The sequence below is a fragment of the Methylomonas sp. 2F7 genome, assembly GCF_057126975.1.
Genome location: NZ_CP195203.1, coordinates 3,036,353 through 3,049,066 on the forward strand (window position 1 = coordinate 3,036,353; position 12,714 = coordinate 3,049,066).

The window sequence follows — 12,714 nt, forward strand, 5'->3', positions numbered from 1 at the left end:
TTAGCGTCCTCTCACATCGCGTTCACGGCTTGACGCGCGCACATCGGTTTTAATTTCTTTCACAGGCTGCGAAGGCAAAGAAACCGGTTCATGGCTGATTACTGGTGCCGGCGCGGCGTCCTCGACGGCCTTATTCGCCAACTTCTCCAGCGGCAGATACATAATGTTATTGCCGCCTTTCACATCAACCAGTACGTTGTTGGAGCGACCCAAAACCAACTCCATCGCTTCAATATACATCCGCTGCTTGGTTACCGCCGGCGCTTTTTTGTATTCGGTTAGCAATTGCGAGAAGCGGCTGACATCACCGTTCGCGCGGGCAATGACTTTTTCTTTGTAACCTTCGGATTCTTGCACGATACGCGAAGCCGCACCGCGGGCTTTAGGCACCACGTCATTCGAATACGCTTCCGCTTCGTTAATCAAGCGCTGTTTGTCTTCCCGCGCCTTGATGGCATCTTCGAAAGAACCTTGCACTTGTTCGGGCGGCTGAGCGTCTTGCAAGTTGACGCTAGTGATCAATATGCCGGTTTTGTAAGCATCCATTACCGACTGAATTTCCGATTTGATCGCCAGCACGATGTCGCTACGGCCTTCGGTCAGCACAAAATCCATGTCGCTACGACCGATCACGCCACGCTGCACACTTTCGGTGACTTGTTTCAGAGTTGAGGCGGGATCCAGCACGTTAAACGCATAATCCTTGGCATCCTTGACTTGGTATTGGACAGCCAGACGGACGTCGACGATATTTTCGTCTTTGGTCAGCATCATCGCTTCTTTCGGCACTGAGCCCATACCCTGCCCGCCGCCGGAACGGTAACCCACTTCGATAAAGCGTTGTTGCTCGACATTGATGACGGCTACCTGCTCTACAGGTGACGGGATATGCCAGTTCAGACCCGGCTGAGTGGTATTGACATAGGCACCGAAACGGGTGACCACGCCACGCGTACCTTCGTCCACGGTATAAAACCCGCTCAAACCCCAGAGAATAACGGCGCCTGCAGCCAGTAAACCCACGCCTTTCATTGACGGCCCGCTGCCGAGACCGCCTTTGGAACCGCCGCCGAAAATACCGCCGAGTTTGTCCTGTAGCGAACGAATTACCTCGTCCAAATCGGGTGGATCATTCTTATCATTACGACCACTCCAGGGGTCTTTTTTACCACCGCCGGGTTCATTCCAAGACATACCAAACACTCCAAAAATTGGATTTGAAAACTCTAAAGCTGCATCTCGTATGGACAGCCTGTTCGATGACTCGAAGCGTTGGCTTGTCTATCCGAAAAAACCGCCATTCTATCGTAAGTTAGCCATTTCCGAGCAAATAACTAGGTGATTGTTCCGGCAATCGGCCGATCAAACCTGCTCATGGACATCAATACCCTTCAACAAGCCCAAATGCTTTTTGTCGATTTCTATCGTCAATTCGCAATCGCCGCTATCGTTATTGACTTCGTCGATTATTTTCACGAAAGTGAATAACTTTGCTTTTAATCCCGCTTGGCCGGCTGGCAAATAGCATTTTCGAATCACCTTGCTGCTAGCAAATAACTCGGACAAAGCTTGCTGCAACAAATCACAGCCTACCCCGTTTTGCGCGGAAATCCAGACGCTGACGGGTTTCCCGTCAGCATCGTAATCAATATGCGGCGCCACATCCTCGAGCAAATCAATTTTGTTGAACACCATCAACTGGGGGATTTTAGCGGCGTCGATGTCGCTCAAGACTTGGTTTACCTGATAGATCGTGTCTTCACGATCTTCGGCAGCCGCATCGATCACATGCAACAACAAATCCGCTTCGCTGGCTTCCTGCAAAGTGGAACGAAATGCTGCCACCAATTCATGCGGCAAATGCCGGATAAAGCCGACGGTATCCGCCAAAATGATTTCGCCGCCATTACTGAGCGACAATTGCCGCAAGGTAGGATCCAGCGTAGCAAACAATTGATCAGCCGCATAAATACCGGCACCGGTTAAGGTGTTGAACAGCGTCGACTTACCGGCGTTGGTGTAGCCAACTAAAGATACGGTAGGAATTTCGGCTTTTTTGCGCTTGCTACGACCTTGATGACGCTGCTTTTCAACCTTCCCCAAGCGCTGTTGAATTTGCTTTATACGCACCGCCAACAACCGCCTGTCAGTTTCCAACTGGGTTTCGCCGGGACCACGCAAACCAATACCGCCCTTTTGCCGCTCCAAATGCGTCCAGCCGCGAATCAAGCGGGTAGACAGATGTTTGAGCTGCGCTAGTTCGACCTGCAATTTACCTTCAAAGGTTTGCGCCCGCTGCGCAAAAATATCCAGGATCAGACCGTTACGATCCACCACCCTGACTTCCAGCGCTTTTTCCAAATTGCGCTCTTGGCTGGGTGTTAGCGGATGATTGACGATAACGATATTGGCTTCGTGCTCGATAATCGCCGACCTGATTTCTTCTACCTTGCCAGTACCAACGAAATATTTCGGATCTGGCCGATAACGGCTTCCGGTAACTACATGGGTGGGCTGAGCGCCTGCGGATTTGGTTAGTTCTTTCAGCTCGTCGAGGTCTTCCTGACCAGCTTGCAAATTGAGGTGAACGAGAATAGCTCGTTCACCCGCATCGGGACGTTCAAACAAAAAATAACCTCTTAGCTTTCATCGCTAACGTCGGGATCACGGTGCATCGTGACATTTTTGCCGGGAACGATAGTGGATATGGCATGCTTGTAAACCATTTGATTCACAGTGTTTTTCAGCATCACCACGTATTGGTCGAAAGAATCGACGCGGCCTTGCAGTTTGATACCGTTAACCAAAAAAATCGACACTGGGGTGTGTTCTTTTCTGAGGGCATTCAAAAAGTTGTCCTGCAAGTTTTGTGCTTTCGACATCCTATTTCTCCTTATTATTGTTCGGTGCGCTATTAATACATTACCCGCTACACCCACCAATTTCAACACGCGGGCTGCGGATCAATAAAAAACTGTTAATGACTTTGGGACTGGTTTGCGCTATTTCAAGTTCAATCAGATCTTTATTAGCAAAGCCGTTGCGAAAATAACAACGGCCGCTTAAGTTCAGCTTAGCCGATTTTTTTATATTTGAGACGATGCGGGTTATCCGCATCCGTACCCAAGCGGCGATGCCTATCGGCTTCGTAGTCGGCATAGTTACCTTCAAACCAGACCACTTCGCTATCGCCTTCGAATGCCAGCATGTGCGTGGCGATACGATCCAGGAACCAGCGATCATGCGAGATCACCACTGCGCAACCGGGGAAAGCCAATAAAGCCTCTTCCAGTGCCCGCAAGGTTTCCACATCCAAATCGTTGGTCGGTTCGTCAAGTAATAACACGTTGCCGCCGCTTTTCAACAGCTTGGCCAAATGCACACGATTGCGTTCGCCGCCCGATAATTCGCCGATGCGTTTTTGTTGATCGCCACCCTTAAAGTTAAAGCGGCCGATATACGCCCGGGACGGCGTCTCATATTTGCCGACTGTAATCATGTCCAGACCGTCGGAGATTTCTTCCCAAACCGTTTTGTTGTTGTCCATGTCGTCGCGCAACTGATCGACATAGGCCATCTGCACGGTTTGACCAAATTTGATGTCGCCGGCATCCGGTTTTTCAAAACCAGCCATCATCCTGAACAAGGTGGTTTTACCGGCACCGTTAGGACCGATGATGCCTACAATCCCGCCCGGCGGCAATTTGAAGCTCAAATTATTGATCAAAAGTCTGTCGCCAAATCCCTTACTGATGTTCTCAACGTCGATCACCACATCGCCCAGACGTGGACCGGGTGGAATATAAATTTCCTGGGTCTCGTTACGTTTTTGCGTTTCGACTGACGACAATTCTTCAAAGCGCGCCAAACGCGCCTTGCTCTTCGCGTGCCGGCCTTTTTGGTTTGAACGCACCCACTCCAACTCGGCTTTCATGGCTTTTTGCCGAGAAGATTCCTGTTTCTCCTCCAGTTCCAAGCGTTTTTCCTTTTGTTCCAGCCAAGACGAATAGTTGCCTTCCCACGGAATGCCCATGCCGCGGTCCAGCTCCAAAATCCAACCGGCAACGTTATCCAGGAAGTATCGATCGTGGGTTACCGCTACCACCGTGCCTGGATAGTCATGCAGAAAGCGCTCCAACCACGCCACCGATTCGGCATCCAAGTGGTTGGTCGGCTCGTCCAGCAGCAGCATGTCAGGCTTGGACAGCAACAAACGGCACAACGCCACCCGGCGTTTTTCACCACCGGATAATTTGGTAACGTCGGCATCCCAATCCGGCAATCGCAAGGCGTCAGCCGCAACTTCCAGCGTGCGATCCAGGTTATGCCCGTCGCAAGCGTTGATAATATCTTCCAGCTTGGCCTGCTCGGCGGCTAGCGCATCGAAATCGGCGTCGGCATCGGCGTAAGCGGCGTAGACCGCATCCAATCTGGCCAATACATCCTTTATTTCCGCGACAGCTTCTTCGATATTGCCGCGCACGGTTTTATTCGGATCCAGTTGCGGTTCTTGCGGCAGATAGCCGATCTTGGTGCCTTTCAGCGGAATCGCTTCGCCTTCGATTTCCTTGTCGATGCCGGCCATGATGCGCAGCAGCGTGGATTTACCGGAGCCGTTCAAACCGAGCACACCAATTTTGGCGCCAGGAAAAAACGATAAAGAAATGTCTTTAAGGATGTACTTTTTGGGCGGTACGATCTTGCCGACCCGGTTCATCGAAAAAATATATTGCGCCATTGTTTTTCTGCTGAAGAAATAAAATAGCATTATACCGTGCGATAACGGTTTTTTAAGGGTGTTAATTTTTATCGAGTAACAGATGGTAATTCAGTGAAAATTGAAACAGCTAACCAGGCGCTGAGCTTGGCCGATGCCTACATTGACATCCATTGCCACCAAACCGGCGCCCTTCAGACCGTTGAAATACTCAGCATCACCACCCAGGATTTCGACGTCACTGCAACACACAACGTTTTTTACAGCTTGGGTTTACATCCCTGGCACCTCGGCGAAGAAGACGCCGAAACAGCTTTAGGGAAAATCCGTGCGGCAAGCCAGGATCCACACCTACTGGCAATCGGCGAATGCGGACTGGATAATGCGATTGCTGCGCCTTTGACGCTACAAACCGCAGCATTCGTCAGCCAGATCGAACTCTCGAACCAACTCGGCAAACCGCTAATCATCCATTGTGTGCGCGCCTTCAACGAGCTGATTCAGATTAAAAAATCCACACCAAACACCGAGACACCCTGGATCATCCACGGCTTTAGCGGCAAACCTGCCTTGGCTGAACAATTACTAAGACACGGGGTTTATCTTTCCTTTGGCGCGGCGTTGCTGAATCCTCGCAGCCATGCCGGCAAAGCGCTCAGCTGCACGCCCGCTGATCACTTGTTCCTAGAAACCGACGCCGCAAACGTATCCATTGACGCAATATACGCCGCTGCGGCTAAAATGCTTGGCTTAGACATCGCGACCTTGCGCCAACAAATCCTGAGCAATTTCAAACGAGTATTTCTGAATGACTGATACAAGCTGGCTCTCCCGCACCGAACTGCTGATAGGCAAGCCCAAACTGGATAAGCTCCAGCAATCTCATGTGCTGGTAGTAGGCATGGGCGGCGTGGGCTCGTTTGCCGCTGAATTTATCTGCCGGGCCGGGGTTGGCGAGATGACTATCGTCGATGGCGATGTAGTCGATCCCAGCAATCGCAATCGGCAGTTGCCGGCGCTATCGACCACCCACGGCCAGTCAAAGGCTGACATCATGGGTGAACGCTTACTGGCGATCAATCCGGACTTAAAACTGACCATCAAGCACGAATTCATCACACCCGATACTGCCGACGAGCTATTGAGCCAGCATTACGACTATGTGGTCGATGCCATCGACAGCTTGACGCCAAAAATCACGCTGATCCGCGCCGCCAAGGCCCGCAACATGAAAATCGTCAGCTCGATGGGCGCCGGCGGCAAGATGGATCCGACGCATCTCAAGGTCGTGGACATCTCCAAAACGTATAACTGCCCGTTTGCGCAATTCATTCGCACACGTTTGCGCAAACACGGCATCAGCCGCGGTGTGAAGGTGGTGTTTTCCCCGGAAGTGGTCAACAAGGATTCGTTAATGTTTACCGACGGCAGCAATTATAAAAAGTCAGCATACGGCACCATTTCTTATTTGCCGGCGGCTTTCGGCGGCGTCTGCGCCTCGGTGGTGATACGCAATTTGATTCACGATCCCGCGCATTCAACCCACAACAAACATCATGGATAAATCACCCACCCGTCCAGCGGATTCGCTGCTGGTCAATCCAGGCAAAAGCTCACGTTTGCAGGAGATGCGCCAGCGCGCGGCCACGGCAAATCAGCCAATCCCCGTGCCCACCCAACCCGCTTTCCAAGCCAAGGACGAAGGTTTAAGTCCCGAACTTGCTCTAGCTCGTCAATTGATCGATCAACGTTTAAGCGAAATTCTGGCAACACTACCGGTCGGCAAACAGCGGCGCTTGTTCAAGATTCGCTTTGGCATGGAACCCGAGAAAATCAAAGAGTTAGCCATAAAACAGATATTCGCCGCGCTGGAAATCAATCACCCGCAACTAAACAATCTGTCGGCTAGCATGAAGCGAATCGCCGATCTGAATTATAATGGCCGGCAACCCAACTAATCCGGCCGTTTACCTTGCCTTACGCTCAGTCGTCCCGTTCCTCGATTCCCGCTACGATGTACAACCTAGAACCCAATCAAGATTACCGCGACCAAAGCCTGCGCGATAACGCCGAATTATCCAGCACCGAACTGCAAGCGGACGCCGCGAAACACTACGACGATTGCTACAACGATTATCTGGTGGCCTGGTGCAACCGTGACAATTTGGCCTTACATTACGGCTATTGGGACGAGACCAAGCCCTATGATCAGCATCAAGCCTTGCTGAACAAAAATCAGATTCTTTATGAAAAGGCCGGCATTCAAGCCGGCGATAAAGTTCTGGACGCTGGCTGCGGTATCGGCGGCAGCACGATCTGGATGGCCAAACAGCATGGCAACCGGGTAACCGGCATCACCATCAGCGCCAAACAAGCCGATTATGCCCGCCAACACGCTAAACGCCACGGCGTTGCGGAACGGGTCGATTTCGAAATCGCCGACTTTTGCGCCACCCCCTTCCCCGACGCGTCATTTGATGTAGTCTGGGCTTTGGAAAGCTCATGTCATGCGCTGTACAAAGGCGACTTTTTGCGCGAGGCTTGGCGGGTATTGCGTCCCGGCGGCCGGATTGTGGTCTGCGACGGCTTTGTATTGCAGCGGCAATTTAACGAACAGCAATGGCAGGCGGTAGTCACCTGTTTGAACGGTTGGGCCGTGCCGAATCTGTGTGCGCGGGATGAATTCAGCGGCTTGTTGGCACAACAAGGTTTTCAAGACATCATTTGCCACGACATCACCGCGCAAACCCATGCCTCGGTGGAGCATATGTACAAAGTAGCCAAACGCTTGAAACCGGTACAGACTATCAGCCAATGGCTGGGACTGCGTTCCAAGGCACAAACCGCCAACTATTTGGTCGGCTTGGCCCAACATCAGTTGTTTACCGAAAAACTCACCGAATATTGCATTTTTACTGCGCAAAAGGCTTAAACACGATGCCGACGGTCTTACCACGTTTGAAGTTTCTGACTCTGTTTACACTGGTTAGCTGCGGCGTAATCGGTTGCGCCAGCGTACCAGCCAATAGCCAGCATGACAGCTTTGCCGACTACGCCGAATCGGTATTCCGTCACCAGAGCACGGTATTAAGTCGACTCATGATGCTCAGTGAAGCCGAGCAATTGCCGGATAACGAGGCCTTCGAAAATACCGAACAAGCCATGCACGATGCCTGTCATCTGTTGAACGAATACGCGGAACGGGAAAGCGATGGCGAACACATGGGCTTGCGCTTTAAGGCCAAAGTGCAAGCCAGCATCGAAGGCTGCGATGCCAGCATTCAGAAGATGGAAGCGCTAATGACCGGCCTGGACCAAGAGCCAGCGCCCCCGCACGCCCACCCTTAAACGTCAAACCGGCAGCGAAACGCTAGTCGTCGCTGTTCGTCCATTGCCGGCGATAATCGGCATAACTATCACGCTTTTGCAGCACCCAGCGGGCCGGATTGACGCCATAAACATCCGGCAGCTTATAACCGTTGAACCGGTTGGCCTTAATCAGCGAATACGCCCCCACATCGGCAAACACTAAAAGCTCGCCAACCTCGGGAATCCGACCAAACCGATATTCGCCGAACACATCGCCGGCCAGGCAGGTCGAGCCCGCCAAAATTGCCGACTGTTCACCGGCACCATCTTCTTCCAGCAACCGCGGTTTCATCTGATATTCGAACACCTCCGGGTGATGATTCACCGAGGTATCCAAAATCAACACATCCCTGCCGTCACTGACAAACCGATCCAACACAGTGGTCAACAAATAACCGGCATTACCGACCACCCCCTTACCCGGCTCCACATACACATCCACACCAAACTCAGCCTTCAGCCTCTTAATCAATTCGACGATTTGCGCCTGGTTCGCGATGTCGTGATACAAATAACCGCCGCCCAGATTCAACCATTTAAGCTGGCTGCGTTTCAGAATCGGCAGCAGTTTTTCCAGGGTTTGTTGCAACGGTGCGAAATCCAGACAAGCGAACACCGTGTGAAAATGCAGCCCTTCGATACCCGCCGGCAAACCGGTTTGTAGTAACTCAATATCGACACCCAATTTGGAATGAAGCCGGCACGGATCGTAGCGTTGATCGTTGGCAAACGACAGCTTGGGATTGACTCGCAAGCCTTTCGAATAGCCGTCAGCCAACCCGTGCAAACGTTGATACTGCGACAGCGAATTGAAGCTGATGTGACTGCAAAGCTTGCTCAGCTCAGGAAATTCGTCAGGACGCATGCCGGGCGTGGTCAAATGGATACTAGCCCCCGCATCTGCCAACACCTCGTTCGCCAATCGCGCCTCGAACAGGGAGCTGACCGAAAAGCCGTCGACTTGATCTTTTATCAGCGCCAGCAATGCCGCCAGAGGCAACGCCTTCATCGAATACAAAATTTTGCAGCCGCTTGCTTGCCTTATCGTTTTCAGAGGTTTTAGATTGGCAAGAATTCGCGCTTCGTCCAACACCAAGGCAGGGCTGGTGGGAATCTGTCGTTTTAACTCGTCCCACTTCATCGCCGAGCATGCCTGTTGCCCGCATAAATCGCGCGCTCGGTAACCACATAGTCCATAAACACATCATGAGCAGCCGTCGCGACGTGCGGCATTAATTGCGCTTCGTAGCACACCGCCGCCAGCACCGCATCGGCACGCACCTTTTCAAGCAGCCTGTCGTAATAGCCGGCACCGTTGCCCAAGCGCCCGCCTTGCCGGTCGAAGGCCACGCCGGGCACAATGACCACATCTAGCTCATCCGCGCCAACTTGCTTTGCGGGCTCCAGCCAACGTGCCCGCGGCGGCTCGAGAATATTCCACATGCCCGGTTGCAATTCGTCGATAGCTTCCAACTGCCACAAACCCAGTTGCTTATGGCCCTCGTTATCGACCGTACAATAAGGGATGACAATGAGCTTGCCGCTTTTTAATTCCGTAGCAACGGCTGGCAGGGTCCTTACTTCGGAACGACAATGCAGATACCACATGACCGTTCGCGCGGCGCGATACCATGGCTGCTCGACGACACGCCGGCAAATTTCGGCGCTGATCGCATCCTTATCGGCCTGAGCATTACGCGCCGCGTAGGCGATTTGGCGCTGTTCGGCTTTATTCATAGGCGCTGCAATAGGCCAAGGCTTGTTCGACTAGGTCTTTAGAGCCAGTGATCAAATGATGGGCATCCTGCTCCTTGCGCAACCAGGTAAATTGGCGCTTCGCCAGTTGCCGGGTGGCGATAATGGCTTTGTCCCGCATTGTAGTCAGGTCGTATTCGCCGCTCAGATAGGACCAAGCCTGCCGGTAACCGACGCAGCGAATCGACGGCATGCTTTCATCCAGATCGCCGCGCTGCCATAACGCCTGGACCTCATCGAGAAAGCCCAGCGTCAGCATCTGATCGAAGCGTTCGGCGATTTTGGCGTGTAAGGTACTGCGCTGCTCCGGCGCGACGATGAGTTTGATAAACCGAAAGGGATGCTCAGCCTGCTGATCAGCATCGAAAAAACTGGATAACGGCCGGCCGCTGATTTCATAAACTTCCAAGGCCCGCTGAATGCGTTGCGGATCGTTGACATGAATCCGCGCCGCCGCTTGCGGATCAACTTGCGCCAAGCGGGCATGCAACACCTCCTTACCCAAGTCTTGCAATTCCTGATCTAATCGCTGGCGTATCTCCGGATCGGCTTCAGGCAATTGCGCCAAGCCCTGCGTCAAGGCACTGAAGTACAACATGGTGCCGCCGACTAACAAGGGCAATTTGCCGCGCTCCGTAATATCTGCCATCAACTCCAAAGCGCGGTTGCGGAATTGGCCGGTGGAAAACGCTTCGCGGGGATCGAGAATATCGATCAAATGATGCGGCACTCCAGCTCGCTCCGCCAGCGTGGGCTTGGCGGTGCCGATGTCCATGCCTTTGTAGACCAAGGCCGAATCGACGCTAATAATCTCGGCGTTCAAGGCTTGCGCCATCGCCACGCCCAGCGCGGTCTTGCCGGATGCAGTCGGCCCCATCAATAAGATGGCCGTGGGTTTGTTTATGCCAGTCATTTATTGGCCGCGCATGAAAAACCGGTCCAAATCCTGATGACTCAGCGCCACCCAGGTCGGCCGGCCATGGTTGCATTGACCGATACGCTCGGTCTGTTCCATATCGCGCAACAAGGCGTTCATTTCCTCGATGCTGAGTTTGCGTTTGGCGCGCACCGAGCTATGGCAAGCCATGGTCGCCAAAATCGCATTAAGACTTTCCTGGGCTTTATGACTGACGCCGTGGGTGGCCAGATCGGCCAAAATATCGCGCACCAACTGATCGAAATCGGCTTTTGCCAGCAAGGCCGGCGTGGCTCTCAGCACCACGGTTTCCGGGCCGGAGCGATTTATTTCAAAACCCAAACCCGTAAAAAATTCATGCTCTTGCTCCGCCAAGTCGGCCTCGGCAGCGGTCACCTGTAATTTGATCGGCAGCAATAAGGGCTGGGAGACAATGGCCCGATGGTGATAATGCTGTTTCAACCGTTCATAGGTCACTCGTTCATGGGCGGCGTGGGCATCGACCAAAATAATGCCGTTGGCGGTTTCCGCCAGGATGTAAATATTGTGAATATGCGCCAGCGCAAAACCCAAGGGAGGGATCGCTGATTCGATGGTTGGCTGGGTTGGGTTGACGCGGTCCGATTGCGGATACAGTTTTCCGTAAGCTTTAATTTGTTCAGCGACATCGGACAAATTCGCTCGTTCGGACGGGTAGCGATACGCACCGAACGCCTCGGGTGCGGATCGTTGTTGAACACTATCCAAACCGGGTTCAGGCAAAGTCAGCGGCAAGGAAGTTTGCTGATTTAACGGCATCCGCACCGGCGTTACATTGGTTTGCGTTTCTGAAAAATCAGCGACTGATTCAATCTGTTGCGCCGCGCCAGCGCCGCCCGGTCGCTGATCCGCCAAGCTACGATGCAACGCCTGAAACAGAAAATCGTGCACCATGCGCCCTTCCCTAAAACGCACTTCCAGTTTGGTCGGGTGGGCATTGACGTCAACCAAGGCCGGATCGAGTTCCAGATACAGGACAAACACCGAATGCCGGCCGTGGTAGAGCACATCCTGATAAGCCTGTTTCACCGCATGGGCGACTAGCCTATCCTTGATCAATCGGCCATTGACGTAAAAAAACTGCATATCCTGCTGGCTGCGGGAAAAGGTCGGCAAGCCGACCCAGCCGTGCAGATGTAAACCGGAGGCGGCAAAGTCGATCTTCACACTGTTTTCGACAAACGCTGAGCCGCAAATTGCAGCGATGCGTTTTTCCTGGGCTTCCTGCGTCACCGCCGGTTTCAGATTGATCACTTCGCGTTGATTGTGATTTAAGACAAAACCCACATCGAAACGCGCCAACGCCAGTTTCTGGATCAAACTCTCGATATGGACAAACTCGGTTTTCTCAGCCTTTAAAAACTTGCGGCGGGCCGGGGTGTTGTAAAACAAATCGCGCACATCCACAGTCGTGCCGGGCGGATGCGGGTCGGGTTGCGGGTCGAAGTTTTGCTCGGTGCCGTCGGCACTGACTTGCCAGGCACATTCGGCGTCAGAGGTGCGGGAAATCAAGGTCAAACGCGCCACCGAGCTGATGCTGGGCAAGGCCTCACCGCGAAAGCCCATGCTAATCACATGTTCCAAATCATCCAACGAGGCAATCTTGCTGGTCGCATGCCGGGACAAAGCCAACGCCAAGTCATCTTTGACGATACCGCAACCGTTGTCGCGAATCCTGATTTGCCGCGCCCCGCCCTGCTCGACATCGATTTGAATCTGAGTGGCGCCAGCATCGAAACAATTTTCCACCAGTTCTTTGACTACGGACGCCGGCCGCTCGACCACCTCGCCGGCGGCGATTTGATTGACTAATTGGGTAGGTAAAGCATGAATCCGCATCGACCGCGCTCAAACAAAAGCGCGTATTTTAGCGGATGAAAATGAAACGGGGCGAAATGATTCGCCCCGCTTTAAGATA

The 12,714-nt window shown here is 52.8% G+C and carries 13 protein-coding genes; 5 read left to right on the top strand and 8 right to left on the bottom strand.

Annotated elements, in window-relative coordinates:
• The 4 genes from hflK to ettA form a co-directional block, all read right to left on the bottom strand.
• A complete protein-coding gene (gene hflK, locus ACR64Q_RS13490) occupies window positions 1-1,194 on the bottom strand; it encodes an FtsH protease activity modulator HflK (RefSeq protein ID WP_020482485.1) in 1,194 nt (397 codons plus the stop codon).
• A gap of 168 nt (window positions 1,195-1,362) precedes the next feature.
• Window positions 1,363-2,628, bottom strand: a complete 1,266-nt coding sequence (gene hflX / locus ACR64Q_RS13495) for a ribosome rescue GTPase HflX (protein WP_313732201.1) — start codon at window positions 2,626-2,628, stop codon at window positions 1,363-1,365.
• 11 nt (window positions 2,629-2,639) lie between these two features.
• Window positions 2,640-2,882 (bottom strand): RNA chaperone Hfq, encoded by a 243-nt coding sequence (hfq, locus tag ACR64Q_RS13500; protein ID WP_020482487.1) that lies wholly within the window; start codon window positions 2,880-2,882, stop codon window positions 2,640-2,642.
• Between the two features lie 191 nt (window positions 2,883-3,073).
• Window positions 3,074-4,738 (bottom strand): energy-dependent translational throttle protein EttA, encoded by a 1,665-nt coding sequence (gene ettA / locus ACR64Q_RS13505; protein WP_020482488.1) that lies wholly within the window; start codon window positions 4,736-4,738, stop codon window positions 3,074-3,076.
• A 93-nt stretch (window positions 4,739-4,831) separates the two neighbouring features.
• Between ettA and ACR64Q_RS13510 the strand changes: the two genes are divergently transcribed.
• Genes ACR64Q_RS13510 through ACR64Q_RS13530 form a run of 5 tightly spaced genes read left to right on the top strand, consistent with a single transcriptional unit; the run spans window position 4,832 to window position 8,065 of the window.
• Complete coding sequence (locus ACR64Q_RS13510) at window positions 4,832-5,533, top strand: TatD family hydrolase (RefSeq protein WP_483823336.1); 702 nt, start codon at window positions 4,832-4,834, stop codon at window positions 5,531-5,533.
• Complete coding sequence (locus ACR64Q_RS13515) at window positions 5,526-6,281, top strand: tRNA threonylcarbamoyladenosine dehydratase (protein ID WP_026601336.1); 756 nt, start codon at window positions 5,526-5,528, stop codon at window positions 6,279-6,281. The genes ACR64Q_RS13510 and ACR64Q_RS13515 overlap by 8 nt, the downstream gene beginning before the upstream one ends.
• On the top strand, window positions 6,274-6,675 hold the full coding sequence (locus tag ACR64Q_RS13520) for a hypothetical protein (RefSeq protein ID WP_313732199.1): 402 nt from the start codon (window positions 6,274-6,276) through the stop codon (window positions 6,673-6,675). Before ACR64Q_RS13515 ends, ACR64Q_RS13520 begins: the two co-directional genes overlap by 8 nt.
• 56 nt (window positions 6,676-6,731) lie before the next feature.
• Window positions 6,732-7,649, top strand: a complete 918-nt coding sequence (locus ACR64Q_RS13525; RefSeq protein WP_313732198.1) for a class I SAM-dependent methyltransferase — start codon at window positions 6,732-6,734, stop codon at window positions 7,647-7,649.
• 5 nt (window positions 7,650-7,654) lie between these two features.
• Window positions 7,655-8,065, top strand: a complete 411-nt coding sequence (locus ACR64Q_RS13530) for a hypothetical protein (RefSeq protein WP_313732197.1) — start codon at window positions 7,655-7,657, stop codon at window positions 8,063-8,065.
• A gap of 22 nt (window positions 8,066-8,087) precedes the next feature.
• On the opposite strand, the gene ACR64Q_RS13535 is transcribed toward ACR64Q_RS13530, so the two are convergent.
• The 4 genes from ACR64Q_RS13535 to mutL are packed head-to-tail and all read right to left on the bottom strand — an operon-like array spanning window position 8,088 to window position 12,635.
• Entirely contained in the window at window positions 8,088-9,227 is a 1,140-nt protein-coding gene (locus ACR64Q_RS13535; RefSeq protein ID WP_313732196.1) for a type III PLP-dependent enzyme domain-containing protein, read from the bottom strand.
• Window positions 9,224-9,823, bottom strand: a complete 600-nt coding sequence (locus tag ACR64Q_RS13540; RefSeq protein ID WP_313732195.1) for a 5-formyltetrahydrofolate cyclo-ligase — start codon at window positions 9,821-9,823, stop codon at window positions 9,224-9,226. The genes ACR64Q_RS13535 and ACR64Q_RS13540 overlap by 4 nt, the downstream gene beginning before the upstream one ends.
• Window positions 9,816-10,754: a tRNA (adenosine(37)-N6)-dimethylallyltransferase MiaA gene (gene miaA, locus ACR64Q_RS13545; RefSeq protein WP_313732194.1), complete on the bottom strand. Its 939-nt coding sequence runs from the start codon at window positions 10,752-10,754 to the stop codon at window positions 9,816-9,818. The genes ACR64Q_RS13540 and miaA overlap by 8 nt, the downstream gene beginning before the upstream one ends.
• Window positions 10,755-12,635: a DNA mismatch repair endonuclease MutL gene (mutL, locus tag ACR64Q_RS13550; RefSeq protein WP_313732193.1), complete on the bottom strand. Its 1,881-nt coding sequence runs from the start codon at window positions 12,633-12,635 to the stop codon at window positions 10,755-10,757.
• Window positions 12,636-12,714: the final 79 nt, after the last annotated feature.

Excerpts from the sequence above, each read along its gene's own strand:
- hflK (WP_020482485.1), bottom strand. The coding sequence starts at position 1,194 with ATGTCTTGGAATGAACCCGGCGGTGGTAAAAAAGACCCCTGGAGTGGT.
- hfq (WP_020482487.1), bottom strand. The coding sequence starts at position 2,882 with ATGTCGAAAGCACAAAACTTGCAGGACAACTTTTTGAATGCCCTCAGA.
- ettA (WP_020482488.1), bottom strand. The coding sequence starts at position 4,738 with ATGGCGCAATATATTTTTTCGATGAACCGGGTCGGCAAGATCGTACCG.
- ACR64Q_RS13515 (WP_026601336.1), top strand. The coding sequence starts at position 5,526 with ATGACTGATACAAGCTGGCTCTCCCGCACCGAACTGCTGATAGGCAAG.
- ACR64Q_RS13520 (WP_313732199.1), top strand. The coding sequence starts at position 6,274 with ATGGATAAATCACCCACCCGTCCAGCGGATTCGCTGCTGGTCAATCCA.
- ACR64Q_RS13525 (WP_313732198.1), top strand. The coding sequence starts at position 6,732 with ATGTACAACCTAGAACCCAATCAAGATTACCGCGACCAAAGCCTGCGC.
- ACR64Q_RS13530 (WP_313732197.1), top strand. The coding sequence starts at position 7,655 with ATGCCGACGGTCTTACCACGTTTGAAGTTTCTGACTCTGTTTACACTG.
- ACR64Q_RS13535 (WP_313732196.1), bottom strand. The coding sequence starts at position 9,227 with ATGAAGTGGGACGAGTTAAAACGACAGATTCCCACCAGCCCTGCCTTG.
- ACR64Q_RS13540 (WP_313732195.1), bottom strand. The coding sequence starts at position 9,823 with ATGAATAAAGCCGAACAGCGCCAAATCGCCTACGCGGCGCGTAATGCT.
- miaA (WP_313732194.1), bottom strand. The coding sequence starts at position 10,754 with ATGACTGGCATAAACAAACCCACGGCCATCTTATTGATGGGGCCGACT.
- mutL (WP_313732193.1), bottom strand. The coding sequence starts at position 12,635 with ATGCGGATTCATGCTTTACCTACCCAATTAGTCAATCAAATCGCCGCC.